The organism is Niveibacterium sp. COAC-50 (genome assembly GCF_013184235.1).
Taxonomy (GTDB): domain Bacteria; phylum Pseudomonadota; class Gammaproteobacteria; order Burkholderiales; family Rhodocyclaceae; genus Niveibacterium; species Niveibacterium microcysteis.
The window spans coordinates 893,177-919,633 of the sequence record NZ_JABCJM010000001.1 but is presented as its reverse complement, the minus strand read 5'-3'; the positions used below and the strand labels follow the sequence as shown (position 1 = coordinate 919,633).

The window sequence follows — 26,457 nt, the reverse complement described above, 5'->3', positions numbered from 1 at the left end:
ACCCCGGCACCCTAGCGCCGCTTCGACTGCCCCTTGATCTGCGTGATGGTTGCCGAGGGGGTGATCACCTCAGGGTTGGTGCGTAGCTCGATCAGCGCCGGGCCGCCAGCGGACAGCGCCCGCTCGAACGCCGGCGCGAACTCATCAGTGCGCGTCACGACTGCGCCAAGGGCGCCATAGGCGCGCGCCAGCGCAGCAAAGTCGGGGTTGGCCAATTCGGTGCCGGAGATGCGATCCGGAAACTCTCGCTCCTGATGCATCCGGATCGTGCCGTACATGCTGTTGTTCACCACGACGAACACCACCGCCGCGCCGTACTTCACTGCGGTGGCGAACTCCTGCCCGTTCATCATGAAGCAGCCATCGCCGGAGAAGGACACGACGATGCGCGCCGGCTGCACGATCTTGGCCGCCACCGCAGATGGCACGCCATAACCCATCGAGCCATTGGTCGGTGCCAGCTGCGTGCCGAACCGGCGATAGCGATAGAAGCGATGCAGCCAGATCGCGTAGTTGCCGGCGCCGTTGGTGAGGATCGCATCGGCCGGCAGACGCTCGCGAAGCCAGCGCATCACCTCGCCTATCTGCAGTTCGCCCGGCGTGGCGGGTGGCTCGGTCCAGGCGAGGTAGTCGCCGCGCGCCGTCTCGGCACTGCCGACCCAGTTCAGGCTTGCAGGCGGTACCAGTTCGCTCGCCGCCGCGGCGAATTCGGGGTAGCCGGCGTTGATCGGCAGATCGGCCGCATACACCCGGCCCAACTCGTCGATGCCCGCATGCACGTGCACCAAGGTCTGCTTCGGGCGCGGGATGTCGAACAAGGCGTAGCCGCTGGTGGTGGATTCGCCCAGGCGCGGGCCCACCGCGAGCACCAGATCCGCCTCGCGCACGCGTGCGGCGAGCTTGGGATTGATGCCCAGCCCAACATCGCCGGCGTAAAGCGGATGCGTGTTGTCGAACAAATCCTGGTAGCGGAAGGCGCAGGCCACCGGCAGCTGCCAAGCCTCGGCAAAGCGGCGTATATCGGCGCAGGCCGCATCATTCCAACCGCGCCCGCCGAGGATCATCAGCGGCCGCTGGGCGGCCGCAAGCCGGCTGCGCAACTCGGCCATGTCGGCCTGCGCGGGCGACGGCATCACGCGGCGGAAGGGCTGCGGCTGCGCTACCGTGCAGGGCTCGTGCTGCATGTCTTCCGGCAGCGCCAGCACGACCGGGCCGGGGCGGCCCGAGGTGGCGATATGGAAGGCGCGCGAGACGAATTCGGGGATGCGCGAAGCGTCGTCGATCTGCGCCACCCACTTCGCCATCTGGCCGTACATGCGGCGGTAGTCGATCTCTTGGAAGGCCTCGCGTTCCAGCATGCCTCGCCCAACCTGACCGATGAACAGGATCATCGGTGCCGAATCCTGAAACGCGGTATGCACCCCCACTGCCGCGTTGGTCGCACCTGGCCCGCGGGTCACGAAGCAGATACCGGGTTTGCCGGTGAGCTTGCCGTAGGCGTCCGCCATGTAAGCGGCGCCCCCCTCCTGCCGACACACGACGAGTTTCAGGCGGTCGCGCACGTCGTACAGCGCGTCAAGCACCGCGAGGTAGCTTTCGCCTGGCACGCAATAGGCGGTGTCAGCACCGTGAGTCAGCAGGGCATCGACCAGCGCGCGGGCGCCGGTGGGGTGGGCTTGGGTCATGAACGCTCCGTCAGTGGCGCAGTAGTGGCGCAAGGTGCGCGCAGTCTGTGCGCTTGGCGGAGCGGTGGCAGTCCGTAAAGTGACGAGAGATTGCGTTCAGGCGTCGCGGCGCTTGACCGACTCAAGCCCCCCGGAGCGGACTCGCGGCCCCGGGTGCCTAGGAGATTGCCGCGGCCTTCGACTTCAACGCTTGTCGTGCCCTGCGGACCTCTGTATACCGCAGCGCAACGTAGGTGCCCCAGCCGATCAGGCCCATGCCGACGACGAAGGCACCAAACGAGATCGGCCAGGGGATGCCCGCCGTCATCATCGAGAATTCCGACATCCCGCCGATACCGGCCAGGATGTTGATCGGCATGAAGACCACGCCGAATACAGTCAGCTGGGATACACGACGGTTCTGGTTGATGTTGATGAAACCGATCGTGGCGTCCATCAGGAAGTTGATCTTGTCGAACAGGAATGCGGTGTGACTGTTGAGTGATTCAATGTCGCGCAGGATCTGTTTCGCGTCTTCGATTTCCGCAGGTGACAGCATCTTGCAACGCATCATGAACGAGAGCGCGCGCTGGGTATCGAGAATGTTGCTGCGGATGCGCCCGTTGAGGTCTTCCTCCTCGGCAATATCGGCCAGGATGCCGGCGGCTTCCTCATCGCTGATCGTCTCGCTCAACACCTGGCGGCCCACCTTGCCGAGCGTGTTGTAAACGCCTTCCAGCGCATCGGCCGAGTACTCGACGTCGGCACCGTACAGATCGAGCAGCACATCCTTGCAGTCCGACACATAACCTTGCTGCATCCGCGCCCTGCGCCGCTGCAGGCGGAACACCGGTAGCTCTTCGTTGCGCACGGAGAACAGGATGTCGCCGTGCAGCACAAAAGCCACCGGCACGCTGCGCGAATTGCCTTCGCGATCAAGCAGGAAGTTCGAGTGCAGGTGGATTTCACCCGCCTCTTCAACATGGAAGCGCGAACTGACTTCCAGGTCGGTGGTGTCGCCGGAATCAGGCAGTACCAAGCCGAAGTGGGCGCCTACATAAGCACGCTCGGCATCGCTGGCATGAAAAAGATCAATCCAGATCGGGCGAATACCTTCCAGATCCGCGCGGCATGTAATCGCCCGCTGGCGCAGGCGGCCGTCGATCAGCTCGAAAGCGTTGATCTGACTCTCGGCAACCTCGACTGCGCGAACGAGGCTGAGGCGGTCTTTCAGTTCTTCCGAAATCTCCCACAGCACTTCGCCGCGGCGCTCATCGGGCAACTGTTGCCACAGGAATGCCGCATCATCGAATCGCACCGAGTCGAGCACCACACCAATGTCGGCGGCGGGAGTGCTCTCAAGGAGTTGCAGCACTTCATTGAGATGCTTGCGGTGGACGATCGCCTCAACGAGCGCTTGCCGCGCCATCGGCTGACTATGCACCAACCCCTCGACGAGCTTGTGTTTGTTGAGCAAGGTGGTGATATGTGCGAGGGACATTGCTACGTATCCGGGAAGGTCTTCAGCGCCTCTCGGCGCAGGTGTCGCGGGTGTCGTCGGGCGTTGTAGGGGTCATGCATCGGGCGAGTTCGCTGCTCGGCGCATGGAACCTACAGAGCCAAGCAGCCAGACACCAGGCCCGTGTGACGCTGCGCGCGAAAGCCATACTCTGACCGGAAACACCGCGGGCAGAAGTCCATCAAATCAAAGACCGGTCAGAATTTCGCCTGGCCCGCCGGTCGGTCGCTCAACGTGTTGGCGGCAGCACAACGCCTAGTGCATCAGACCCGTCACACCATGCACCCCCAGGTAGAGGCCAACCAGCAGGATCAGCGCGCCTGAAATGTACGGCGCCTTGCGCGCGAACTCGCCGAAGCCGCTCCAGCGTGTCGCGACATGCTTGACGCTCAGCGCCGCCAGCACGCCTGAGGTCACCATGGTGAGCGCAAGCCCGACGCTGAAACACAGCACCAGCGTGGCTCCCAGCGCGATTTCCTTGAGCTGCAGACATAGCAGCAGCACCGTAATCGAGGCCGGACAGGGAATCAGCCCGCCGGTCAGGCCAAACACGATGATCTGGGCGGTCGTCACTTCACGGTTTGCAAAGCGTCGGCGGATGTCGTTGGCGTGGGCGAGTTCGTGCGGGTCCTGGTAACCGGGCGCGGCCAGATCGAGCCCCTCGTAATCGGCCACGGCATGGTGATGATGGTCATGCTCGACGAACTCGACGTCGAAGACATGCTGGCGCCCAGCATGACCCAGACTCAGGCGCGCGACGAACTCATGCGGTGCCGGAATCGCCTGATCGGACTCGACGAAGCCCTCACGCTGAACGAACGCAAAGCGCTGGCGGCTTCCGTCGGCACGCTCGGTCTCGACGACCACCTCGTCAGCCGCCCAACTGCGGCCGCGTTCGGCATACATCCGGAAGACGGGCGGCACGCCCTCCTCGAACACCTCGAGGCGCACGACACCGTGCCCGGTATCGATGCGCTTCTCGGCGTCGTGATGATGATCGTGCTCATGGCCGTGATCCGAACCGGGGCGGTGACGCCATGTTCGCCACAGCATCCACACCGCCACGGCAATGATCAGCGCCGCCGAAGCCACCTGCAGATACGGCTCGCTCGTCTCGGCGCTCCACTGCTGGCCGAAATACAGGCCGCCCAGGGCAATTGCCCAAACCACGGCGGTGTGCGACAGCGTGGCAGCAAGGCCCAGCAACACCGCCTGCGTGAGCGTGCCACGCACAGCGATGATGAACGCCGCCATCATCGTCTTCGAATGGCCCGGTTCCAGACCGTGCAAGGCCCCCAGGAGGATCGCGCTGGGGATGAACAGCCAAGCGTTGGCCGCGCCCTGTTGCAGCAGGGTCGAAAAATCAGTCATGGGGACGTCTCAGAGGTACTTCGTGATGGCCTTGAACTCGCGGATCGTCTCGTCCGCGCTCTGCTGGCTATCGCGGACCGCATGTTCAAGGCAATGGTCGATGTGGTCGTGCACCAGGGTCTTCTTCGCGCTCGCCACCGCGCTTTCGACGGCCTGCAACTGCTGGGCAATCTCGAGGCAGCCACGCCCCTGCTCAAGCATCGTGACGATGCTTCTCAGATGGCCCTCGGCGCGGCGAAGACGCTTGATGATGTCGGGGTGTGAAGCGTGGGTACTCATAGGCGGCACTCCTATCCTGGGGGATAGGATAACCCAGTCATCACAACCTGCCGGGTTGTGTGGCGAAATGAGTGCAAACCGGTACCGGCGAGCGGCCGCGAGACGCGCGCGATGCGGCGGCCGTTGGCAGCGGTATTTCAGTCATCCGGATCAGCCGGCGCAGCGCCCATGCGCGCGCGTCCAGGCCTCGTCCGCCGATCAGCCCAGCTTAGTCCTCGGCACTCAGGACGCTGGCGCAACGCGGACACAGGCAGGCCTTGTTGCGAAGCTCGGCGGGAACCCGCGCCAGGGCGTCGGGGCTGATGATGGTCTTGGTGCACCAGCATTCGACGTCGAGCCGCCCGGCCTGCGCGGGTGCACACGAATTGGCACTGCCGCAGAGCGGGCACACCGTGTTAGGAAGGGCTTTCATGGCAACCTTTACTGAAGAGACCGCGGCCGGCGGCGCTGAAGGTTCTTGCCTTGGCACGCGATCGACTCAAACTCAACTCGCTGTATCAGCGACCGCTTGCAGCCCGAGCCAAGCCAGCACACCACGCGCCGCTGCCCGCCCGGTTGCAAAACAACCGGTCAGCAGATAACCGCCGGTCGGCGCCTCCCAGTCGAGCATTTCTCCCGCGCAGAACACACCAGGCAGCGACTCAAGCATCAGCCCGCGGTTCATCGCCTCGAAACGCACGCCGCCGGCACTGCTGATCGCTTCGTCAATCGGGCGCGGTGCCAGCAACCGAACCGGTAGCGCCTTGATCGCCGCGGCAAGCGCATCAGCGTCGTCGTAGGTATCACGCGACGTGCATTCACGCAGCAAGCCCGCCTTCACGCCAGCGATGCCGACGCGGCTTTGCAGGTGGCTTGCCATCGAGCGCGAACCGCGCGGATGGGCCACCTCTGCCCTCACCCGCTCCAGTGTCTTGCCCGGTGCAAGATCGAGGTGCAACGTGGCACTGCCAAGCTGGGCGATCGCGTCCCGCAAGGGCGCCGAGAGTGCGTAGATCAAGCTGCCTTCAAGCCCGGCGGCACTGACGACGAACTCACCCTGGCGCTGCCATTCGCGCCCTGACACATCGCGAAAATGCGCCACCACCGCCTTCACCGGTTCCCCGGCAAAACGCTCACGAAAATGCTCGCTCCAGCCCGCCTCGAAACCGCAATTGGCTGGCACCAGCGACGCTACATCCACGCCCCGCGCCCGCAGCCACGACACCCAGGCGCCATCGGAACCGAGCCGGGCCCAACTGCCGCCGCCAAGCGCAAGCACCACGGCGTCCGCTCGCAGGCTGGTCTCGCCCTCGGGTGTCGAAAGACGCAGGGCACCGTCGGCCCCCCAGCCGGTCCAGCGGTGCCGCACATGGATACGCGCGCCCTGCTCGCGCAGGCGGTGAAGCCAGGCGCGCAGCAGCGGCGCGGCTTTCATGTCGGTCGGAAAAACGCGGCCGGAGCTGCCGACGAAAGTATCGACACCGAGCTCGTGGATCCACGCACGCAATGCCTCGGGCGCGAACGCGTCGATGATCGGTGTCATCACGTCACGGCGCGCCCCGTAGCGGCCGAGGAAGGGCTCCCGCGGCTCGGAATGCGTGATGTTCATGCCGCCCTTGCCGGCCATCAGGAATTTGCGCCCGACCGAGGGCATGGCTTCGAAGAGATCGACCGCCACATCGGCTTGTGACAGCACCTCCGCCGCCATCAGGCCAGCCGGGCCGCCGCCGATGATGGCGACGCGCGGGCGCCTGCCCGCAGCTTCAGTCATCGCGCTGCACCACTCAGCCGTCGGCTTCTTCGCCGAGTCCGAGCCGGCTGGCGAGGATCTTGTCGATGCGTTTGCCATCCATATCGACAACCTCGAAGCGCCAGCCACCCCATTCGATCGCATCCGCAGTGTGCGGCAAGCGACCCAGCAGCAGCATCACCATGCCAGACAGGGTGTGGTAGCGCCCCTTGTCTTCCTCCGGCACTTCCTTGAGTTCGAGGCGATCCTTCAGTTCAGGCACCGGGATCAGGCCGTCGAGCAGCCAGCTGCCGTCATCACGCTGCACCGCCCAGGCGTCATCCACATCGCGCGGCTTGAATTCACCGGTCACTGCTTCAAGCAAATCCTGCAGCGTGACGATGCCCTGCACTTCGCCGTATTCGTCGATCAGGAAGACCATCTGCGTGGCCGAGGCCTTGAAGTGCTCCAGCAGCTCCATACCGGTGAGCGTCTCCGGCACGAAGACGCAGGGCTGCAGATGTTTCTCGAAATCGGGCTTCTCGCCGCGCAGCGTCTGCCCGAGGATCTGCTTTGCATGTACCACGCCAACCAGATGATCGAGGCCACCACGGCAGACCGGGAACCGCGTGTATTCGGAACCCGCCACATGGTGCAGGTTCTGTTCCAGCGGTTGCTCCAGGTCGATGTACACGATGTCGGCGCGCGGCACCATCAGCGAGCCGATCTCGCGCTCGTCGAGCCGGAACACGTTGCGCACCATTTCGTGCTCGCGCGATTCAATGACACCCGACTCGGAGCCTTCCTCGAGCATCAGGTGGATCTCTTCTTCGGTCAGCGCCGGCCCGCCGTTACGGTCGATGCCGAACAGCCGCAGCAGGGCGTCGGTCGAAAATGTCAGCAAGCGGACAAAGGGGCGCGTGATCAGCGCCAAGCCTTCCATCGGGCGGGCGACGATTCGGGCGATAAGTTCCGGGTTGCTCTGGCCGATGCGCTTGGGCACCAGCTCGCCCACCACGATGGAGATGTAGGTCACGACCAGCACAACCAGCGCGGTCGAGCCGATTTCCGCGATGCGGTCCTGCAAGCCGAAGGTTTCCAGCCACTTGGCGAGTGGCGCGGCAAACACCGACTCACCGACGATACCGTTGAGGATACCGATCGAGGTGATACCGATCTGGATCGTGGAGAGGAAGCGCGTCGGCTCCTCGCCCAATCTCACCGCCGCTTCTGCATTCGCGTCGCCGTCGGAAGCCAGCTTGGCAAGGCGCGCCTTGCGGGCGGTGACCAGCGCGATTTCGGACATCGCGAACAGGCCGTTGATGACGATCAGGCCAATCAGCAGGAAGAATTCCATCGAGTGGTGACAACTCCAAAGCGGCGTCTACCGCAGCCGCGAAGCCTGCATTTTAGCCGGGCCGGCGCCAACGCGCTCCGTTTAGGGTGCCGATGCCTAATCGTCGAGGGTTTCGTAGCGCTCCATGGTGATCGGCAGGGTCAGGGAAAAGACGCTGCCCTCGCCGGGAACGCTACTGACGCTGATGTCGCCGCCCATCAAGTTTGCGAGCTTGCGCGAGTGCGCAAGGCCAAGGCCGGTACCCTCCACCTCGCTGCGACTCGCCCCCACGCGAGTGAAGGGTTCAAAGATGCGAACCAGATCGCCGGCTTCGATGCCAATGCCGGTGTCGGCGAAATTGAGTTTGAGCTGCTGCCCGTCAAGCTCGGCACTGACCTTCAGCGCCCCGCCCGGCCGGTTGTATTTGCAGCCGTTCGAAATCAGGTTGATCACGATCTGGCGCGTGCGACGTCGGTCGGCGCAAGCGATGGCGTCGGCCGCTACGGCGTGCGACAGCGTCACGCCGTAGCGCGACGCGACCGGCGCGGTCATCGTGAAGCACTCGTCGAGCAAGGCCTCCATCGCCAGATTCTCCGGATGCAGATCGACGCGCCCCGCCTCCACCTGCGCCAGATCCAGCACGTCGCCAATCAGCTCCAGCAGATGCTGACCGGCGGTGTAGATGTGCTCTGCGAACTCGGCCTCGGCCGGTGGCAAGTCGGCCCGCAGTAGATCGGCGAAGCCGAGGATCGCGTTAAGCGGCGTCTTCAGCTCATGGTTCATCGACGCGATGAAAGCCGACTTGGCCTGGTTGGCGCGATCAGCCGCTTCACGTGCCGCGACCAGCGCGGCTTCGTAGCGCTTGCTATCGGTTACATCCGAAAACGTGAAGAGGCGCCCGACCGGACGCTTGCGCAACCATTGCGGGCGCGCCGCACATTCGATGTAGCGCCCGTCGGCGAGCACCAGGGTGATCACGCTGTCGGCCTGCGGATCGTCCGCAACCGCCGCGAGCAGCGCACGCCAGGGCACCGGGTCGGCCAACAAGTCCCGCACCGCAGCCATCACGGCGGGGCCGTCCAGCTCGCGCCCGGCGATACCGAACATGTGCGCGAAACGGCGGTTGAAATTGCGCAAGGTGCCGGAGAGATCGGTCACCAACACACCATCGGCAATCGATTCCAGCGTCGCGGCCAGCAACGATGCCAGCTCGGCCGTCTCGTCCGCCCGTGCCACATCGGCCGTGACATCGGTGAGGTTCAGCGCGATCAGGGGTGCGGTCGGGTCGCCGAGCACACGGATCTGTTTCTCGACGTGGACCGTGCTGCCGTTGGCATGGCGGTAGGCGCCCGGCACGCGGTCTGCGTCGCGCGCCTGACCAGAGGCCACCTCCTCCCAGAAGAACATGTCCTCAAGGCTTGCTTCAAAGTCGCTGATCGAGCGGCCGCGCAGGGCTTCGGCGTCGACGCCCAACAAACGCCCGGCGGCGCTATTGGCGAACACGACGCAGCGCGAAGCGGCCGACACCAGCAGCATCGCAGTGCTGCCGCCCTGGGCCAGGCATTGCAGGATCAACGAGTCCGCCGGGAGCTGGCTTGTGTCGTTCATGCGCTGGGCGCCCCGCCAGGTTCGGCGTCGAAGTAGTAGGTGACGCGACGGCGCGGCGAGAGGTATTCGAAGATCGGGCGCGGCAACTGCTGCGGCTTGAGCGTGCGCGCCACGGTGACGTCGGCCTCCTGCTCCAGGTCGACAAGGATTGCCTCTTCCTTCGGCACGGCGGGGTCATACACCAGCAAGGTGGGCTTGAGCGGCCGGGTGCTATTCACCGACACGACGATGCCAATTGTCTCGTTCGACAGTACAACGATCGAACCCGGCGGATACACGCCCATGCAACGGATGAACACCGACAAGGCATTGGCATCGAAGTGCGCACGCTGCTGCGCGTACATCACCGAGAGCGCCTCATGCGGCGTCATCGCCTTGGCGGGATTCGGCGGGTTGCAGAGGTTGTCGTAGGCGTTGACGATCGTGACGATGCGCGCCAGCAGCGAGATCTGATTCCCCTGCACCCCGCGCGGATAGCCGCTTCCGTCTGCGTGCTCATGGTGCTGGGCAACGATCGCCATGACCTCACCGCTGAGTTCGAGCTTCTTGCCGATCTCCAGCCCGTAGATCACATGCTGCTGCATCAGCTGTTGCTCGGCGTGCGTCAGTGGATCGGTCTTGCGCACCACCTTGTCCGGGATCTCGACCTTGCCAATATCGTGGAACAGGGCACCAACGCCCAGCGACTTGATCGCTTCGGCCGGCGCCTTGAGTTCCTTCGCCAGCATCATGGCAAGTACCGCCACGTTGAGCGAATGGAAGTACACATCCTCGTTGCCGGCCTTGTCGTTCATCAGCGTGATCGCGACATCGGCATCGGTCAGCATCGAGTCGACCATCGTTTCGGCCAGGCCGCGTGCGGCCTCGTACGATTCCTTCGGGCGCGCGAACAGGTTCTGCGTGATCGCCTTGATCGCCTTGGTCGCACTCTGGAACTCACGCTCGCAAGCGTTCACCCGCGTGCGCTGCTCAGTCAGCCGTTGTATGCGCTCACGCTTGGCCTTGTAGGCCGGGTCGTCCTCCTTCGACAGCGCGGGCGGCGGCGGGGGCGAAATCTCGCCGGTTGGCTGCGCAAGCGGTTCCGATTCGCTCTTTGAGGGCGAGTAACGGATGCGCTCGAGCCCGAGCGACTGCAGGGTCGCGATCTGGTCGAGGCTCTTGATCTTGAAGCTCGAGAACGTGAACGGGTGATCCATCCACGACAGGTCGAGGTGGATGTGCAGCCCGATGCACAGTTGCTGCGGGGTGATGAAGTGATCCTTCGAGTGGTCGTCGCGGTCCACCGCCATCGTCCGTTGTCCGGGTTACAGGGGTACGGAGGTACTAACGGCAGCGCGTGGGCAAAGCTAAAGGCCCCTGAAGGCCCACTTGGGCCCGATCGGTTGTCAGCGGGTGCCGCGCTGCCGCCGGATGAGTCGCAGATCGGTGATGAATTCGAGCGGCGCCCCAACCTGGATCTGGTTGAACGCCGGATGCTGCGGATTGAGCAGGTAGTTGGTCTCGGAAGGGATCACTGCACTCGGCACTGCGAGCACCGGGCTGCGACAGCTACGGGCCCACTCGGTGCCGATCTGCTGCAAGTGCTCGCGCTCGCTCATCTCGCGCCAGCCTTCGGGCAAGCTGTTGGCCGCCAGGTGTTCGATCGACAGGTCAGCGGGAATGAACGCCGGGATCATCACGTAGCGCGCACGCAGCGGGTCGTCCTGCACCAGCAGTTCGAGCATCGCGAGCGACTGCGTGGCCGCGGTGTAGACCATCGGCACATGTTTGCGATTCCAGCGCCCGCCGTACAGGCGGGCGCCTTCACCGCTGAACGCGCTGTCGGCAAATCGGGCGGTGACGAGCCGCCAGACCGTGAGGGTCATCGATCAGGCAAACACGCCGTGTTCGATCCGCCCCAGCGTATCCAGCACGCTCTCGGCGCCGATATCGGTATCCAGCAGCGACATCGGCGTAGCGCCGCACAGCGCGGCGTTGGGCGACTTGAGCCAATCGAGTGCAACATCGAGGTCTTCAAACACCTCTTCCGCGCGCTCCACCACCCGCGCCAGCCGCACCACCTTGGCCGACTCTTCGCTGTTGAGCAGGCCTTCACGCTTGCGCCGCGCCAGCGTGCGCTCGGGAATGCCCAGCGAGCCAGCGAGCTCCGCCTGGGTTAGCTGGATCATGCGGGCAAGCGACTCCACCGCCTGCGCAGGTATCCCGTGGCGAATCAGGCTCACCCATTCGAGCGGCGTGCGCGGCACGCTCTGCAACACACGATGCCCGCCAAGCAGGCCTTGTATCGACAGATCTTCTCGCTGCAACGCGGCTGAACTCATGCTGCACCACCTTTCGCCATATGGCACTCAATATAGTCAAATATGGCATTCACAGCAAGGCAGGCTTGCCGCGGGGGGGCTCCGATCGGCCTGCGCGGCAGGCGGAGCGCCACGCAGAGCGCGGAACGTTCTCCGGCGAAGCTGATCGAATCGGCGCATCCTTCACCGACGCCCAAACTGCGAGTCCACCATGTTCAGCCTGCGTCGCATTGCGCTCCGTAGCATCTTCCTGCCCCTTGCCGCCCTGGTACTCGCTGGCTGCGCCACCGCGCCGCCCGAAGGCATCACGTCGGTCACGCCCTTTGATGCTGCCCGCTACACCGGCAAGTGGTACGAGATCGCAAGACTGGACCACAGCTTCGAACGCGGCCTGAGCGACGTCAGCGCACGCTACCGCCAGCAGGCCGACGGCAGCATCGAGGTCATCAACCGGGGTTTCGATGCGCAGAAAAACGACTGGCGCGAAGTGGTCGGCCGCGCACTGTTCATCGGCGACACCAACCGGGCCTCGCTGAAGGTTTCATTCTTCGGCCCCTTCTACGGTGGCTACCACGTCGTACGGCTTGATCCGGGTTACCGTTGGGCGATGGTGGTCGGCCCGAGCCGCGACTACCTGTGGATCCTGGCGCGCGACAAACAGCTCGCGCCGGAAGTCCGCGACCAACTGATCCGCGATGCCCAAGTACTCGGCTTGCCGACCGACAAGCTCGTCTGGGTGACGCACAGCCGCAGCGACGGCTGAAGGCAACGCCGTTCAGGCCGCAGCGGGCGTCCAGCGCCAGCTGTCCATCGCCAGCGCGGGGCCATCAAACACCGAGAGAAAACGCTCCACGCCAGCACCCTCGCCCGCTGCACCGAGCGCGACGAACAGGGGCAGGAAGTGCTCCGGGCTCGGGTGGGCACGTAGCGCATCCGGCGCACGCTGCGTCCAGTCGAGCAGATCGTCGATGCGCCGCGCTTCGATCGCAGCCGCGACCCAATCGTCAAACGCTTTTACGTAAGGCATCGGCTCAACCGACTGGCCCAGCAGATCCGGCCGCCGGAAGGCGTCGCGCAGATTGTGCGTGGTGTGGCCGGAGGCAACGATCAGCACATCGTCCGCTACCAGCGGCGCCAGCGCCTTGCCCACCGCATAGTGGTGGCGGGCGCACAACTCCGGCTGCACCGACAACTGAATCACCGGCACATCGGCCTTCGGAAACATGTGCAGCAGCGGCACCCAGGCACCGTGATCCAGACCACGCGCGCCATCAATGCCGGCAGTAAGGCCAGCGTCGCGCAGCAGCCCACGCGCCTGCTCGGCCAAAGCCGGCGCGCCCGGGGCCGGGTAGCGCAAGCGATACAGCGCATCCGGGAAACCGCCGAAGTCGTGGATCGTTGCAGGCGCCTCGGCGCCGGTCAGCATCGGGATACCGGTGTTCCAGTGCGCCGACACCGCGATGATCGCGCGCGGCCGCGGCAAGGATGCACCGAGCTTCGCCCAGGCCCTGGCCGCGTCGCTGTCGAGCATTGCGTGCAGCGGAGAACCATGCGAGAGAAACAGGACGGACTGGGCGACAGCGGTGTTCATGATCGATTCCCGAATGAGGTGACGCGGGTCGGCACGACCCGCGTCACGATGGCAAGGGTTACTTCAGCAGACCTTCGGCACGCAGCGCCGCCTGAACTGCCGGGCGCGCCGCAACGCGGGCGTGGAAAGCGGCCAGCACCGGCCACTGGGCGAGGTCGATACCGACCCACTGGCTCCAGTTGATGACGGTGAAGAGGTAGCCGTCGGCCACGGTGAACTGGCTGCCGGTGAGGTAATCCTTGCCCTGAAGCTAGCTCACCACATATTCGAAGCGCTTGGCGAGCAAGGCCTTGGCGGCATCCTTGGTCTCGGCCGGTGCCGTCGGGTTGAACAGCGCGCCAAAAGTCTTGTGCAGTTCGGAGTTGATGAAGGTCAGCCACTCCTGCAGGCGATAGCGCGCCATCGTGCCATTGGCCGGCGCAAGGCCGCTTTCCGACTTCTGGTCGGCGATGTACTGCACGATCGCCGGGCCTTCGGTGAGGACTTCGCCGCTGTCGAGTTGCACGGTCGGCACATAGCCCTTCGGATTGATTGCGGTGAAGTCGCCGCCGTCGGCCATCTGCTTGGTCTTCAGATCCACCTTCACGAGTTCAACCGGCAGGCCGGCTTCGAGCAGCGCGATATGTGGCGAAAGCGAGCAGGCGCCGGGCGAGAAGAACAGTTTCATTTTGGTTTCTCCGTTGGGTTGAGGGTTGAGCTGTAGCACCGGGCAACCCATCGCTGCCCGGGGTTGTGAATCAGGCAAAGGCAGGCACCGCGACGGGCTTGCGACCATCCACCGCGAACGCGCCAGCGCCGAGCAAGCCCTGCACGATGGTTGCCACGGTCAGGAACACCGGATATTCCCAGCCGCCGTTAGGCGCAGAAAAGACCCATCCGTTCCCGAGATGCGCCCAGCTTGCGCCAAGCAGCACCGGCGTGAGCAGCGCGGCAACCAGGCGGGTGCGCCAGCCGAGCAGTAGCGCGATACCCCCCAGCAACTCGGCCGCAAACACCGGGTAGGCCAGCATGCCGGGCAAACCGAGCGATGCAAAGAATGCGGCCGTACCCGGCAAGGTGAAGACAAGCAACTTCAAAAGTGCGTGGGCAACGAACATCAAGCCAAGGCTGATGCGCAAGACGAAGGTGCCGATCCGGGCGGTTTGTGCGTTTTCCATGATTGCTCTCCTGTGTGGGGTTCGCGAAGTGCGATGGAGCGCAGTCTGCAATCAAGACAAAAAGGGATAAAGTAGCCGTACGACAATTATTTATTGCATTACTCGGGACAATTAAATGGATCGCATCGAAGCAATGACGATCTTCACTAAGGTGGTGGAGCTAGGCAGTTTCGCCGCTGCAGCGGAACATCTGAAACGCTCCACCTCCGCCGTCTCACGCCAGGTAGCGCAACTCGAAACCTTGCTCGACGCCCGCCTGCTGCATCGGACCACCCGCCGCCTCTCGCTGACCGAGAACGGCCGCGCCTACTACGAACGTTGCGTGCAACTGCTGGCCGACATCGCCGAGGCCGAAGAACTCGCCGGCGCGCGCGACCCCAAGCCACGCGGCACCCTGCGCCTCACCGCCCCGATCAGTTTCGGTGTGAGCCACCTGGCGCCCGCCATCGCGGCCTACGTGGCGCGCTTCCCGGCGGTTCGCGTCGACGTGGCCTTGTCAGACCGGCAGGTCGATCTGATCGAGGAAGGCCTGGATCTCGCGATCCGCGTGGGCGAGGTCGGTAGCCAGACACTCGTCGCGCGGCCGATCGGCCAGGCACGCCTGATGATTGCCGCGGCCCCCGCCTACCTCGCGGCCCATGGCGAGCCCCGCCATCCGGCCGATCTGGCACGGCACGCTTGCCTGACTTACGCCTACGCTTCGGAGGGTTTGAACTGGGTGTTCCGCGGCCCCGAGGGCGAGCGCATCAAGGTGCCGGTGCGCGGACCGGCGCACGCCAATAGCGGCCCGCTGCTGGCCGAACTGGCCGCACAGGGGCTCGGCCTGACCTCGGCGCCGGACTTCATCCTGCAACCGCTGATCGACAGCGGCCGGCTGGTCGAAGTGCTCGGCGCCTGGCGCGCACAGCCGCTGACGATCTACGCGGTGTATCCAACGCGCCGCCATCTCTCGGCGGCAGTGCGCGGCTTTGTCGGCCACCTGAGTGACTGGCTCGCGAATGCGTGCGCTGGAAAGAAAACGGGCGCCCAGACCTGAGTCGGGACGCCCGTCGCGCTAAAGCCGCCGCGTTCAGTTACCGCAGCCGCAGCCTCCCGCACCGTTGCCACCGCAGCCGCCACCAGCGCTCTGCTGGGCAGCTGCCTCGGCGTAAGCGCCCAACTGCACACGGAAGTCGATGACGATGTTGCCCGGCTCGCGCGCCACATAATCAATCTTGATCTGGTCGCCATAGCGGTGGCGGATCTGATCCAGCAGGGGCAGCGGATCGTGGTCGTTCTGGAAACGCATCACGTCGCCATCGTTGAGCGACTCAAGCGCGCCAAAGATTGCGGCGTGGCGGAAACGCTTGGAAATGGCACGCGCATCAAAGCCGAAAACGCCGTTTTCTTGCGCAAGGGTGTCGGAACACGACATGGATCACCTCTTGGGGTTCGTTGGGGTGCAGCCAGTTTCGCGGCCACACGGCTTTGTTTCCTTGAGCCGGAACAAGCGGCCGGACGCACAGTCAGGGATAATGCACACCCAGTTTCCGCGGCAAGCGTCTATACCCAGAAGAGCGCGCACGCCCAGCAAGGACTACCCCCATGCAAACAAAATCCCCCCCGCGCCTCGCGGCAGAAGCCCTCGCCTTTTTCCTCGACTTCGACGGCACCCTGGTTCCGTTCGACAAACCCGACGAAACCGTGCCCTTGGTCGACGATGGTCTGCGCTCGTTGCTGACCGAACTGCGCAACCGTGCTGACGGTGCGCTGGCGATGGTCAGCGGCCGCAGCATCGAAGTCATCGACAGTCTCTTTGAACCGCTGCGCCTGGCCGCTGCGGGCGAGCATGGTGCCGAATGGCGCTTCACGCCCCACGCCACGCGCGAGCAACTGGTGCCGCCGCCGGGCCTCGTCACGGCGCACGCCGCTTGCGAGCAATTCGCCAACCTCACGCTCGGCGTGCGTTTCGAGCGCAAGGCCTTGTCGATGGTGCTGCACTTCCATCGTCATCCTGAGCTGCGCGAGGCCGCAGCCAAGGCGGCTGAATCCGGCTGCCTGCCCGGCAGCGGCGTGCGCGTCATGCACGCCCGCGGCATGGTCGAAGTCAAGCCGGTCGAAGCGAGCAAGGGCGCGGCGATCAACCGCTTCATGCAGGCCTTCCCCTTCGCCGGGCGCAAACCGGTCTTCATCGGCGACGACATCACCGACGAAGATGGCTTCCTCGCCGTCAATGCGCTGGACGGCATCTCGATCAAGGTCGGCCCCGGCAATTCGCATGCGCGCTATCGCCTGCCCGACGAGGACGCGGTGCGCGACTGGCTGGAACAGTTGCTCGATTGAGCGTGGCGCAGGCCGACGCACCGGATTCCCGCCTGCACATCTGGCAGGGGGACATCACCACCCTGGCGTTCGACGCCATCGTCAATGCCGCCAACAGCAGCCTGCTGGGCGGCGGTGGCGTGGACGGCGCGATCCACCGCGCGGCCGGCCCGCAGCTGCGCCAGTATTGCGCGGACCTGGGCGGATGCCCCACTGGCGAAGCGCGCATCACGCCAGGGTTTCGCTTGCCGGCGCGCCACGTACTGCACACCGTTGGCCCCGTGTGGCGCGGCGGGTCGCACGGCGAGCCCGGTCTGCTGGCCGCCTGTTTCCGAGCCTGCTTGGCGCTGGCCAACCAGCATCAGCTCAACACCATTGCGTTTCCGGCAATCAGTTGCGGCATCTACGGCTACCCGCCCGAACTCGCGGCACCGATCGCGGTCGAGGAATCGCTGACTGCGCTGGCGTGCCGCGATAAGCTTCAGATCACGCTTGTCGCGTTTGACACCGAAATGGTCGAACACTTCGCCACCGCCCTGTCTGGCCAACGCGGCGCTCAGGGCCAGAAGCGCTGATTGCGACCGATGCAGCAGCAGGCCAACCCCACAGGCAAGCGCGCCACGCCAAACGGATCACCGAGAACACCCATCCGCCATGACGCCGCCGCGCGCGTGGCTTGCGCATTTTCTGACCGTCTTTAGCAGGTGCTGACCACGATGCCGCAGCTCCCCCGTCTGCTCTTCACCCATACGATCTACAACGGGATCGGTTGCGCCGCTGGCGTGCTGTTACTTGCCCTCTGTGGCTACATGGTCGGCGGCTTCGCGCTCGCGGCGGTACTCTCCAGCGGTGCAATGGCGGTCAGCATCGCCGACGTGCCGGCGCCTGAGGGCCACAAGCTGCGGCAGCTCCTGCCCGCATGGCTGGGCACGGCACTGGTCACGCTCCTCGTCAGTGCGAGCCACGCGCAGCCGATTTTGCTCGGCTTGGAAATCACCGTCGTCGGCTTCGTCGCCGGTCTGCTCAGCGCATGGGGTCGCCTCCTGCTGCCGATGGGCTTCAGCCTCGTACTGGCAACCGTGTTCGCCATGGCATTCCCGCTGCCGCCCGGCACTTCACCGTGGGGTCACGCGGGTCTGTTCATGCTCGGCGGGCTCGCCTATCTGGTCTGGGGCTGGAGCCTGTCGATCGCGCTGGCGGTGCGGACTCGCCAGCAGGTGCTGGCCGACGCGCTCGACGCCTTCTCGCGCTACCTGCGGCACAAGGCGCGCTACTACGACCCCGCCAGCTCCCTTGATGCGGTGTACCTCGATCTGATCCGCGAACACGCCGCGCTCGCCGAGAAGCTGCAGGCCGCGCGGGACTTCTGCTTCTACCGTATCCGCCCAGGTCGCCGTGCCGAACTCGCACGGGTGCTCTACGCCTTGCTCGACGCCTACGAACACGCCCTGGCTTCGCAGACCGACCGCGAGCTGATGCGCGCACGCTATGGCGACAGCGCAGTCATGCGCGAAATGGGCCAGCGTGTCGTGGAAGCGGCGGACGACATCGAAGCCGTAGCAGGGGCGATCGTGCGTGCGCGGCCGGTGCCGGTATTGCCCGATCGCAGCCAAGCCTGCGCCGCAACGCAGGCAGCCGCCTACGCGCTCGCCGAGCCTGATCTCGCGGTGCCGGAGCACGCCCGCGCCGCCGCGCTCTTGCGCGGCCTCGCCGCAAAGCTGTTTCACTCGCTGCACAGCGCACGCACGCTGATCGAGGCCGCGCGCCAGCGCAGCGAGGGTTCGCCGCTACCGAGCGAGCGCGAACTGCGCGCTTTCGTATCGGTGCGAAAGATCCGAATCGCGGTGCTGCGCCGACACCTCAACACCGATTCACCGGTCCTGCGCTACGCACTGCGTCTGGCGATGGCCATGCTCACTGGCTTCGTACTGGCGCGCAATCTGCCTTATGCAGCGCATGGACACTGGATCCTGCTCACCACCGCGGTGGTGTTGCGGCCAAGCTTCAGCCAGACACGCCAGCGCCACAACGACCGCGTCATCGGCAACCTCATCGGTTGCGTGATCGCGGGCCTGCTCTTGCATGTCATCCACAGCCCGCTTGGCATCCTGCCGCTGCTGTTCCTGTCGATCGCGATCGCGCACGCCTTCGTCACCGTGCAGTACCGCGTCACCTCGATTGCCGCTTGCGTGATGGGTCTGCTGCAGCTTCAGCTGCTGGTGCCGAATTCACCGTTTGTGCTGACCGAACGCGTGATCGACACGGTCATCGGCGCGCTGATCGCGCTCGGTTTTGCCTTCGTGCTGCCGGCCTGGGAGCGCCGCAGCCTGCCGCAGCTGATGAAGCGCGTGCGCGAAACGGCGGCGAACTATGCCGACGCGGCGCTCGATCCGCAGCTCGGGCCCTTGGCCTACCGCCTCGCACGAAAGCAGGCCCAGGACGCGCTCGCCGCGCTCAGCCAGGCCACCGCGCGCATGCTCGACGAACCGGCCAGCCACCAGACAGCGCTGCCGCCGCTGCACGGCACCGTGTCGTCCGCCTATCTGCTCGGCGCCCAACTGGCTTCGGTGCGCTTCATGCTCGATCAGCGCACTGCGGATTTCGACCCGCCGCGGCGTGATGCGCTGCTGCTGGAAGGCCGCCGCGAGCTGGCGCGTATTCTTGCCCAGCCCGCCGCGCACGACGCGCCGCCGCACGATCCGGTGGCGGTTGATTCGAGCCCGGACGACATGCGGGAGCTGGATGTACATATCCTGCTGCAACGCAGGCTCGCCGCCGCGCGGGAGGATGCGCAGCGGCTGGCTGGCTTCGCTGCCGCCTGATCAATCTTCGAGTTCGGCCTTGGCAGCCTCGACGTCGAGCCGCTCCATCGCCTCGACCGCTTCGCACGCAGCCGCCTCGGCGTAAAGATCCTCCGCCCGCTTCATCTTGCTCTTGCCAAAGAGCATGACGAGGCCATTGGCCATCTCCATGCGGGCAATCGCCGAGAACGGAATCAGCTCAAGCGCGGTCTCGAAATGCTCGACGGCGTTGTCCTTCTTGGCGCCATAGGTCAGGTTGCCGACCAGCGAACCTACCTTGTCGATGACTTCGGCCTGGAAGGCACCGAGCGCGATATGCGCCTCCGCATGATCCGGCTCAAGCTCAAGCGTCTTCTCGAGGCTGGCGCGGATCTTCCCGCCAAGGCCCTTGGCCAGCGCTTCGCCGACCGAGATCAGCTGGCTGTAGCGACCCAGCGCGTAAGCATGGAAGTACCAAGCGTTAGCGGCCTCAGGCATGGCTTTTTGCTGAAGCTCGGCGCGATCGATGATCTGCTGGAACAGCTCACTCTTCTCGTCATCGTCATCAACAAGATAGGTGGCGTAGATCATCGCAGCCTTGTTGGCGGCAGAGATGCCGGCGCCGCCAGCCTTCAAACCCAGCTCCACAGCTTGCGCGAAATCACCGGCGTGGTAGGCCCGCCAGGCTTCCTGTACCTCGGCGGATTCCGGCCAGGGCTCGCGGTCGCCCTGATGCAGGCGGGCCCAGTTCTTCTTCAGGGCATCGCCTGCGTAGCTGTACTGTTTTTCGGGATGCGGAAACTTGCGCCAGCCTTGCGTACTCATGGTGGTCTCCTCCTCAGTTTTTCAGGTACTCGCGCGACAGGGCCTCGAAATGCTCGCGCGACAGCCCCCTTAGATACGGCGCCACCAGAGCCATCACCTGGTAGGCGCCGCGTGTAAATCCTGCCCCTTCGATCTTGCCGCGCGGATCACGCGCGTACTCAAAACTCAGCCAGAAGGTCGAAAGCACGACCATGTTCACGGCAAGCGTCTGGATCTCGGCCTTGGTGGCCTCCATCTCGCCATTGCTGACGAGGCCCTCGCACAAGGCTGCGGCGGTACGGCCCTTGTGGGCGAGGATCGCGCGCAAGTGGGTTTCGAGCAGTCGGTTGCGCGACAGCAGATCGGCCAGGTCGCGATAGAGAAAGCGGTACTTCCAGATCAGCTCGAAAAGCAGGTGCAGGAAGAGCCAGATGTCCTCCACCGTGCTGCGGCCGCCCGCCGGTGCGGCAAGCGTTGCAGTGATCTCGCGCTCGAACTGGCCGAAGAGCTCCTCGAGCAGCTCATCCTTGCTATGGAAGTGGTAGTAGAGGTTGCCCGGCGAGATATCGAGCTCGTCAGCGATCGTGGTGGTGCTGACGTTGTGCTCGCCGAAGTCGTTGAAGAGCCGCAGGCTGGCCTCAAGAATCCGCTCGCGAGTGCGCCGTTTCGGCTTGCGCTCCATACCCCTCCTCCCCCAAGTCAGGAACCCAAGCGTATCACCGCGCCATCGGCGCTGCGTTTGCGTGACAACAAAAGGCCGCGGTCAAGCCGCGGCCTTGCGATGTGCGAATGGTGCTCAAACCTTCTTCGCCTTGAGCCAGGCATCCAGTTCGTCGAGCGTGTGCCGCAGCGTCACCGTGACACGCGCCAGCCCCCGCACCGGCTCGAGCGAAGGTAGCTTGTCGTCGAGCAAGCTGCGATGCGGGTCGCGCAATACCTCGGTGCGCAGCCGGATGCCATGCCGGGCGAGAATCGGCCGCAGCATGTGGCGCCGCCGCCAAAGGTCGCGCCGCGTCATCTGATACGCGTGTTCGCACAGTGTGTGGCGATCGCGATAGCTGAAGACGTTGGTGAAGAACATCGCGGCGTCATCCGCATGCGGCTCGAACAGCAGCACATCGGCATCCGGATACTGGTGCTGGTAGCGGTCCATGCCGGTACGCATTCGCGAATGGATGATGGCGCGGAAGGTCTGCGACAACACCACCGGAAGGCCACCTTCGACCAGTTTATGGCGCTCCTTGCCACCGCGCTTTTCAGCCAGCTGCGCATCGAACGGCACCAGCGGGTTGATGCACAACACAAGCTTCGCGCCATGCTTGAGGGCGACCGAGGCATGCAGCGTCTTGATCAGCGCACCATCCACGAAATAGCGGCCACGCACCCGCACCGGCGGGAACAGGCCTGGCAGTGCCGAGCTTGCCTGCACCGCACGGGAGATTGGCACGTCTTCCCAACCCTCGGCACCGAAGGGCACCGATTCGCCCGAATCGAGATCGGTCGCGACAAGGAAAAGCTGGTTCCGCAGCTTGCGAAAGTCATTCGTGCGACCGGGCGCGCGGAACAGTTGCGCGAGAAAGCGCCCGATGCCGGCGTTGTTGAAAACGCCCGTGGGCAATGCGCGGCCGAGTCGCGCGAAGGATTCGTAGAGACCGCGATCGAACGGGTCGGCGAGAAACTGCTTGAGCGACTTCCAAAGCAGCGGCGGTACGCTGCTCGCGCGATTCCAGTACTCGCGGAAGGCGGGCTTGAGCAGCAGCTCCGGATCGAAGATCTCCTCGCTCTTGCCGTTATCGATCAGCATGTGCGTCAAGCGTGCAGGCGAGATGCCGTTGGCCAGCGCCGCAGCGATGAAGCTGCCAGAGCTGACCCCCACGTAGATATCCGCCGCGTTGAAATCCAGGCCTTCCATCGACTCGGCCAGCGCGGCAATCGCGCCCACCTCGTAGATGCCGCCCAGCGGCCCGCCTCCGGCCAGGGCGATGCCAATCTTGCTGGTCGTCGCGTTGTTATCGGCGTTCATGTTGTCCCCTCCGCCTTGTTGCCGCAGCCGATGTGCGCAGGCTTGCTGCGCAAACACGGCTGCAAGCGTGACGAGGCCGTGGCTCCATCCAGGCAGCCACGGCCTCGGCCGGATCCGGCGACGACACTGCCGTCACCGGACTTCCGGCAGGAGCCGCGCCAGCTGCGGCTCCGAAACTGACCCGGATTACTCGGCAGCCTTGGCGGCGGCGCGGCGACGTGCCGGTTTTTCTTCGCCAGCGACTTCAACAGCCTCGGCTTCTTCGGTGAGCTTCTGAACCAGCGCGGTCAGTTCGGCAACCCGCTTGGTCAGCTTGTCGATGTCCTTCTTGGTCGGCACGCCGAGGCTCGACAGTGCGCGCGAGACGCGCTCTTCGAACACGTTCTCGAGCTTGTCCCAAGCGCCGGCCATCTTGCCCGCTGCGTCGGCGATCTTCGCGTCGGCTTCCTTCTTGGTGCGAGCCTGGATGACTTCGCCTTCCTTCACGAGTGCTTCAAATACCTTGTTGCCCTCTTCCTGCGCTTTTGCGAAGGCGCCAAGGCCGGCCAACCAGATCTGGCTGGCGGAATCCTTGATGGTTTGCGCGAGTTGGCTATCAGCACCGGAGAGCGACTTGAGTTTCTTGACCATGGTGAACTCCTTCTGGATCGGTTTGCCTGTCATGCCGCCCCTTGAGTCCGAAGGCTTGTGTTGAGCGGCCAGTTCTTGTTACGGCTTCCAGTGTAGGGAGTCGCTCTAGAGGGCACACACTAATCCCCTAGGGTGGGCAGTCTAAAAACCGAGCAGCCGATCCGCATAAACAGGGTGTCGCCCCCCGAAAGCGCGGATCAGTTGATCCAGATCCGACAACCATGTCCAGACAGTGAAGTCTTGCGCTTGCACCTTCACGCGCCTCGGTTAGCATCACGAAATTCCGGCCCTCGGGGGATGGCCGGCAGAAGAATTCTGAAAACAGCGGAGGGAAACATGAATTACTTCATCACCGGCGCGACCGGCTTCATCGGACGCCGACTGGTCCGCAAGCTGCTCGAGCGCCCGGAAGGCACGATTTTCTTCCTCGCACGCAAGGAAGAAGCGGAGCTGATCGAAACCTTGCGTAGCGAATACTGGTCTGCCGGCGGCGACCGTGTCGTGGCGGTCTTCGGTGACCTGCGCGAAGACGGCCTCGGTGTCACGAAAACCGACCTGCGCAAGCTCAAGAACAAGATCACGCATTTCTTCCACCTCGCCGCGATCTACGACCTGAAGGCAAGCGCCGAGATCCAGCAGAAGGTGAACGTCGAAGGCACCCGCCGCGTCGTGCAATTCGCCGAGGCACTCGGCGCCAAGCACTTCCACCTGTTCAGCTCGATCGCCTCCGCCGGGATGTTCGAGGGGCTCTTCCGCGAAGACATGTTCGAAGAGGCCGAGGGGCTCGATCACCCCTACTTCTCGACCAAGCACGAGTCCGAGCGCATCGTGCGCGAGGAATGCAAGGTGCCGTTCCGCATCTACCGCCCGGGCATCGTGGTGGGCGATTCGCGCACCGGCGAAATGGACAAGATCGACGGCCCGTACTACTTCTTCAAGCTGATCCAGCGCCTGCGCAACCTGCTGCCGCCCTGGATGCCAGCGGTCGGGCTCGAAGGTGGCCGTATCAACATCGTGCCGGTGAACTTCATCGTCGACGCGGTGGATCACATTTCCCACGCCAAGGGTGAGGACGGCAAGTGCTTCCACCTTGTCGACCCGACGCCCTACCGCGTTGGCGACATCCTCAACATCTTCGCGCGTGCGGGTCATGCGCCGCAGATGTCGATCCGCATCAACGCGGCGCTGTTCTATTTCATCCCGAAGGGCATCCGCAAGGCGATCCTGTCGCTCACGCCGGTCAAGCGCGTGATCAACGCCGTGATGAAGGATCTCGGTCTGCCCGACGAAGTATTCACCTTCGTCAATTACCCGACCCGCTTCGACGCGCGTGAAACGCAGCGCGTACTGCGCGGCAGCGGCATCGAAGTGCCGCGCCTCGAAGATTACGCATGGCGTCTGTGGGATTACTGGGAGCGCCACCTCGACCCGGATCTGTTCGTCGACCGCACGCTGCGCGGCAATGTGAAGAACAAGGTCGTGCTGGTCACCGGCGGCTCGTCGGGCATCGGCAAAGCCACCGCCTACAAGCTCGCAGAAGCCGGCGCGACCACCGCGATCTGCGGCCGTGATGTCGAGAAACTGGAAGAAACCCGCAAGGAATTCCAGGCAGCCGGGCTCACGGTGCACACGTACCAGGCGGACGTGTCCGACGAGCAGTCCTGTGCCGATCTCGTCGCCGCGCTGAACGAGCAATTCGGCGGCGTCGACATCCTCGTCAACAACGCGGGCCGTTCGATCCGCCGCGCGATCGAGAACAGCTTCGATCGCTTCCATGACTTCGAACGCACGATGCAGACCAACTACTTCGGTGCGCTGCGGATCACGATGGGCGTGCTGCCGAAGATGATCGAAAAACGCCGTGGCCATGTGATCAACATCTCTTCGATCGGCGTGCTGACGAATGCGCCGCGCTTCTCGGCCTACGTGGCGTCGAAGTCGGCACTCGATTCGTGGACCCGCTGCGCAGCATCGGAATTCGCCGACCGCGGCATCGAGTTCACCACGATCAACATGCCGCTGGTACGCACGCCGATGATCGCGCCGACCGAGATGTACAAGGACGTACCGACGCTGGCACCCGAAGACGCCGCGGATCTCGTGGTCGAGGCGATCATCCACAAGCCGGTCCGCATCGCGACACGACTAGGAATCTTCGGTCAGGTGATCCACGCGCTGCTGCCCAAGGCCGCGCAGGCGATCATGAACACCACCTTCCGCATGTTCCCTGACTCCACCGCCGCGCAGGGTGGTACCGGTAGCGGCGAGAAGAAGTCGCTCTCAAGCCCGACGGCAGATCAGGTCGCGTTCAGCCAGTTGATGCGCGGTATCCACTTCTGATTGCCTCGCCCCAAGCTAAAACGGCCACCGATAGGTGGCCGTTTTGCTTTTTAGGACCGGCGCGGATCAAACCCCCGCCAGCTCCCGCAGCACATGATTGATTACCCGGCGCGAATAGGTCATGTGGATATGGCCCACGCCGGCCATCGCGACGTTGCGCGAGCCTGTCACACCGCAAGGACCTTGCGGCATGATGAAGTTGTCATGCGCGCTGTAGATCGATACCAAGGGCACCGGAATCGATTTGGGTAACTCACGCAGAAAATCGCTGCCCGGCTGCATCTCCCTCGCGCACTCACCAAATCCAAGCCGTGCGATCTCCGTACCGTGATGCGGCGTGCCCAGCGTGATCACCGCCCGCACCGCGCCATCGCCAAAGCGCGCAACGTAGTGCCGCGCAACAAGGCCACCCATCGAATGGCCGATCAGGATGACACGCTCGGCACCCGACTCCAGCAATACCTCATCGATACGGCGCGCGAGCTGCTTTGCAAAACTGCTGATGCTCGCCCCGGAGGGTTCCAGATTCACGGTCACCACCGGCCAGCCCGCCCGCCGCAAGGCCGCATGCAACCGGACCCAGGTGCCACGGTTGCAGCGGTAGCCGTGGATCAGAACAATCGGCGTACGCCCCAGCCTGCGGCCTTCGATGCGATCGCGCGGAATCCACCTGCGCTCGAACGGCATGAAAACGACGGACATCAGCACGAAGGCGGCAAACTCCTTGAACACCAGTTTCACGCTTGCCAGCGGCCCCAGTCGTAGGCCCTCGGGAGGTGCCGCCCCCCATACGATCGAACAGATGAACGTGACGCCAATGATCAGTGCGCGCACGGCCAGCATGCCGCCGAGCAGGAGCGCCGGAACGCTCGAGTAGCCCCATCCCCAGAACGACATGCCATAGACCGCAATGCCAAGCCAGATCAGGACTTCGATCATCAGCGCAAAACGAAGCTGCAACGCGATCATTCGGGCAAAACCCCAAGAGGCACGAGAACACCTGCATGGTACCTCCCCCGAGCGCTAGTCGATTAGGGCCGCCGCCC

25 protein-coding genes and 1 pseudogene are annotated in these 26,457 nt (G+C 64.5%); 6 read left to right on the top strand and 20 right to left on the bottom strand.

What is annotated here, in order from left to right; translation table 11 throughout:
• Window positions 1-11: 11 nt before the first annotated feature.
• The 11 genes from HH302_RS04105 to HH302_RS04055 all read right to left on the bottom strand — a co-directional run bounded on the left by HH302_RS04105 (window position 12) and on the right by HH302_RS04055 (window position 11,806).
• A complete protein-coding gene (locus HH302_RS04105) occupies window positions 12-1,685 on the bottom strand; it encodes a thiamine pyrophosphate-binding protein (RefSeq protein WP_172198582.1) in 1,674 nt (557 codons plus the stop codon).
• Between the two features lie 157 nt (window positions 1,686-1,842).
• Window positions 1,843-3,165: a magnesium and cobalt transport protein CorA gene (locus tag HH302_RS04100; RefSeq protein WP_172198579.1), complete on the bottom strand. Its 1,323-nt coding sequence runs from the start codon at window positions 3,163-3,165 to the stop codon at window positions 1,843-1,845.
• Window positions 3,166-3,438: 273 nt separating this feature from the next.
• Window positions 3,439-4,554 (bottom strand): nickel/cobalt efflux transporter, encoded by a 1,116-nt coding sequence (locus HH302_RS04095; RefSeq protein ID WP_172198576.1) that lies wholly within the window; start codon window positions 4,552-4,554, stop codon window positions 3,439-3,441.
• 9 nt (window positions 4,555-4,563) lie between these two features.
• A complete protein-coding gene (locus tag HH302_RS04090; protein WP_172198573.1) occupies window positions 4,564-4,833 on the bottom strand; it encodes a metal-sensing transcriptional repressor in 270 nt (89 codons plus the stop codon).
• Window positions 4,834-5,041: 208 nt separating this feature from the next.
• On the bottom strand, window positions 5,042-5,245 hold the full coding sequence (locus HH302_RS04085; protein WP_172198560.1) for a cysteine-rich CWC family protein: 204 nt from the start codon (window positions 5,243-5,245) through the stop codon (window positions 5,042-5,044).
• A gap of 72 nt (window positions 5,246-5,317) precedes the next feature.
• Window positions 5,318-6,583 (bottom strand): TIGR03862 family flavoprotein, encoded by a 1,266-nt coding sequence (locus HH302_RS04080; protein ID WP_172198558.1) that lies wholly within the window; start codon window positions 6,581-6,583, stop codon window positions 5,318-5,320.
• Between the two features lie 13 nt (window positions 6,584-6,596).
• Complete coding sequence (locus HH302_RS04075) at window positions 6,597-7,898, bottom strand: hemolysin family protein (RefSeq protein WP_172198554.1); 1,302 nt, start codon at window positions 7,896-7,898, stop codon at window positions 6,597-6,599.
• Between the two features lie 96 nt (window positions 7,899-7,994).
• Entirely contained in the window at window positions 7,995-9,485 is a 1,491-nt protein-coding gene (locus tag HH302_RS04070) for a PAS domain-containing sensor histidine kinase (protein WP_172198551.1), read from the bottom strand.
• Window positions 9,482-10,774, bottom strand: a complete 1,293-nt coding sequence (locus HH302_RS04065) for an HD-GYP domain-containing protein (RefSeq protein WP_172198548.1) — start codon at window positions 10,772-10,774, stop codon at window positions 9,482-9,484. Before HH302_RS04065 ends, HH302_RS04070 begins: the two co-directional genes overlap by 4 nt.
• Window positions 10,775-10,870: 96 nt before the next feature.
• On the bottom strand, window positions 10,871-11,350 hold the full coding sequence (locus tag HH302_RS04060) for an RES family NAD+ phosphorylase (RefSeq protein ID WP_172198545.1): 480 nt from the start codon (window positions 11,348-11,350) through the stop codon (window positions 10,871-10,873).
• Between the two features lie 3 nt (window positions 11,351-11,353).
• Complete coding sequence (locus HH302_RS04055; RefSeq protein WP_172198543.1) at window positions 11,354-11,806, bottom strand: antitoxin Xre-like helix-turn-helix domain-containing protein; 453 nt, start codon at window positions 11,804-11,806, stop codon at window positions 11,354-11,356.
• A 190-nt stretch (window positions 11,807-11,996) separates the two neighbouring features.
• Here HH302_RS04055 and HH302_RS04050 point away from each other — a divergent pair, with 190 nt between their 5' ends.
• A complete protein-coding gene (locus HH302_RS04050; protein WP_172198540.1) occupies window positions 11,997-12,548 on the top strand; it encodes a lipocalin family protein in 552 nt (183 codons plus the stop codon).
• A gap of 12 nt (window positions 12,549-12,560) precedes the next feature.
• On the opposite strand, the gene HH302_RS04045 is transcribed toward HH302_RS04050, so the two are convergent.
• The 3 genes and pseudogenes from HH302_RS04045 to HH302_RS04035 all read right to left on the bottom strand — a co-directional run bounded on the left by HH302_RS04045 (window position 12,561) and on the right by HH302_RS04035 (window position 14,533).
• On the bottom strand, window positions 12,561-13,376 hold the full coding sequence (locus tag HH302_RS04045; RefSeq protein WP_172198538.1) for a class III extradiol ring-cleavage dioxygenase: 816 nt from the start codon (window positions 13,374-13,376) through the stop codon (window positions 12,561-12,563).
• 58 nt (window positions 13,377-13,434) lie between these two features.
• Window positions 13,435-14,043 (bottom strand): annotated as a pseudogene (gene gstA / locus HH302_RS04040) (glutathione transferase GstA).
• Between the two features lie 70 nt (window positions 14,044-14,113).
• Window positions 14,114-14,533, bottom strand: a complete 420-nt coding sequence (locus HH302_RS04035; RefSeq protein ID WP_172198536.1) for a DoxX family protein — start codon at window positions 14,531-14,533, stop codon at window positions 14,114-14,116.
• Window positions 14,534-14,648: 115 nt separating this feature from the next.
• Between HH302_RS04035 and HH302_RS04030 the strand changes: the two genes are divergently transcribed.
• Entirely contained in the window at window positions 14,649-15,569 is a 921-nt protein-coding gene (locus HH302_RS04030; RefSeq protein WP_172198534.1) for a LysR family transcriptional regulator, read from the top strand.
• Between the two features lie 33 nt (window positions 15,570-15,602).
• Here HH302_RS04030 and HH302_RS04025 read toward each other — a convergent pair whose 3' ends face one another.
• Window positions 15,603-15,947, bottom strand: a complete 345-nt coding sequence (locus tag HH302_RS04025) for a DUF2249 domain-containing protein (protein WP_172198532.1) — start codon at window positions 15,945-15,947, stop codon at window positions 15,603-15,605.
• Window positions 15,948-16,117: 170 nt separating this feature from the next.
• On the opposite strand from HH302_RS04025, the gene otsB reads away from it, so the two are divergent.
• From otsB to HH302_RS04010, 3 genes are all read left to right on the top strand, one after another.
• On the top strand, window positions 16,118-16,855 hold the full coding sequence (gene otsB, locus HH302_RS04020) for a trehalose-phosphatase (RefSeq protein WP_172198529.1): 738 nt from the start codon (window positions 16,118-16,120) through the stop codon (window positions 16,853-16,855).
• Between the two features lie 2 nt (window positions 16,856-16,857).
• On the top strand, window positions 16,858-17,409 hold the full coding sequence (locus HH302_RS04015) for an O-acetyl-ADP-ribose deacetylase (protein WP_172198515.1): 552 nt from the start codon (window positions 16,858-16,860) through the stop codon (window positions 17,407-17,409).
• Window positions 17,410-17,550: 141 nt separating this feature from the next.
• Window positions 17,551-19,656, top strand: a complete 2,106-nt coding sequence (locus HH302_RS04010) for an FUSC family membrane protein (RefSeq protein ID WP_172198512.1) — start codon at window positions 17,551-17,553, stop codon at window positions 19,654-19,656.
• Here the strand turns inward: HH302_RS04010 and HH302_RS04005 are convergent, their stop codons facing one another.
• From HH302_RS04005 to HH302_RS03990, 4 genes are all read right to left on the bottom strand, one after another.
• Entirely contained in the window at window positions 19,657-20,439 is a 783-nt protein-coding gene (locus tag HH302_RS04005) for a hypothetical protein (RefSeq protein WP_172198509.1), read from the bottom strand.
• A 13-nt stretch (window positions 20,440-20,452) separates the two neighbouring features.
• Entirely contained in the window at window positions 20,453-21,100 is a 648-nt protein-coding gene (locus HH302_RS04000; protein WP_172198506.1) for a TetR/AcrR family transcriptional regulator, read from the bottom strand.
• 114 nt (window positions 21,101-21,214) lie between these two features.
• Complete coding sequence (locus HH302_RS03995; RefSeq protein ID WP_172198502.1) at window positions 21,215-22,441, bottom strand: patatin-like phospholipase family protein; 1,227 nt, start codon at window positions 22,439-22,441, stop codon at window positions 21,215-21,217.
• Between the two features lie 186 nt (window positions 22,442-22,627).
• Complete coding sequence (locus HH302_RS03990; protein ID WP_172198499.1) at window positions 22,628-23,071, bottom strand: phasin family protein; 444 nt, start codon at window positions 23,069-23,071, stop codon at window positions 22,628-22,630.
• 336 nt (window positions 23,072-23,407) lie between these two features.
• Here HH302_RS03990 and HH302_RS03985 point away from each other — a divergent pair, with 336 nt between their 5' ends.
• Entirely contained in the window at window positions 23,408-25,411 is a 2,004-nt protein-coding gene (locus HH302_RS03985; protein ID WP_172198496.1) for an SDR family oxidoreductase, read from the top strand.
• Between the two features lie 66 nt (window positions 25,412-25,477).
• Here HH302_RS03985 and HH302_RS03980 read toward each other — a convergent pair whose 3' ends face one another.
• Window positions 25,478-26,380: a triacylglycerol lipase gene (locus tag HH302_RS03980; protein ID WP_172198491.1), complete on the bottom strand. Its 903-nt coding sequence runs from the start codon at window positions 26,378-26,380 to the stop codon at window positions 25,478-25,480.
• Between the last annotated feature and the right edge of the window lie 77 nt (window positions 26,381-26,457).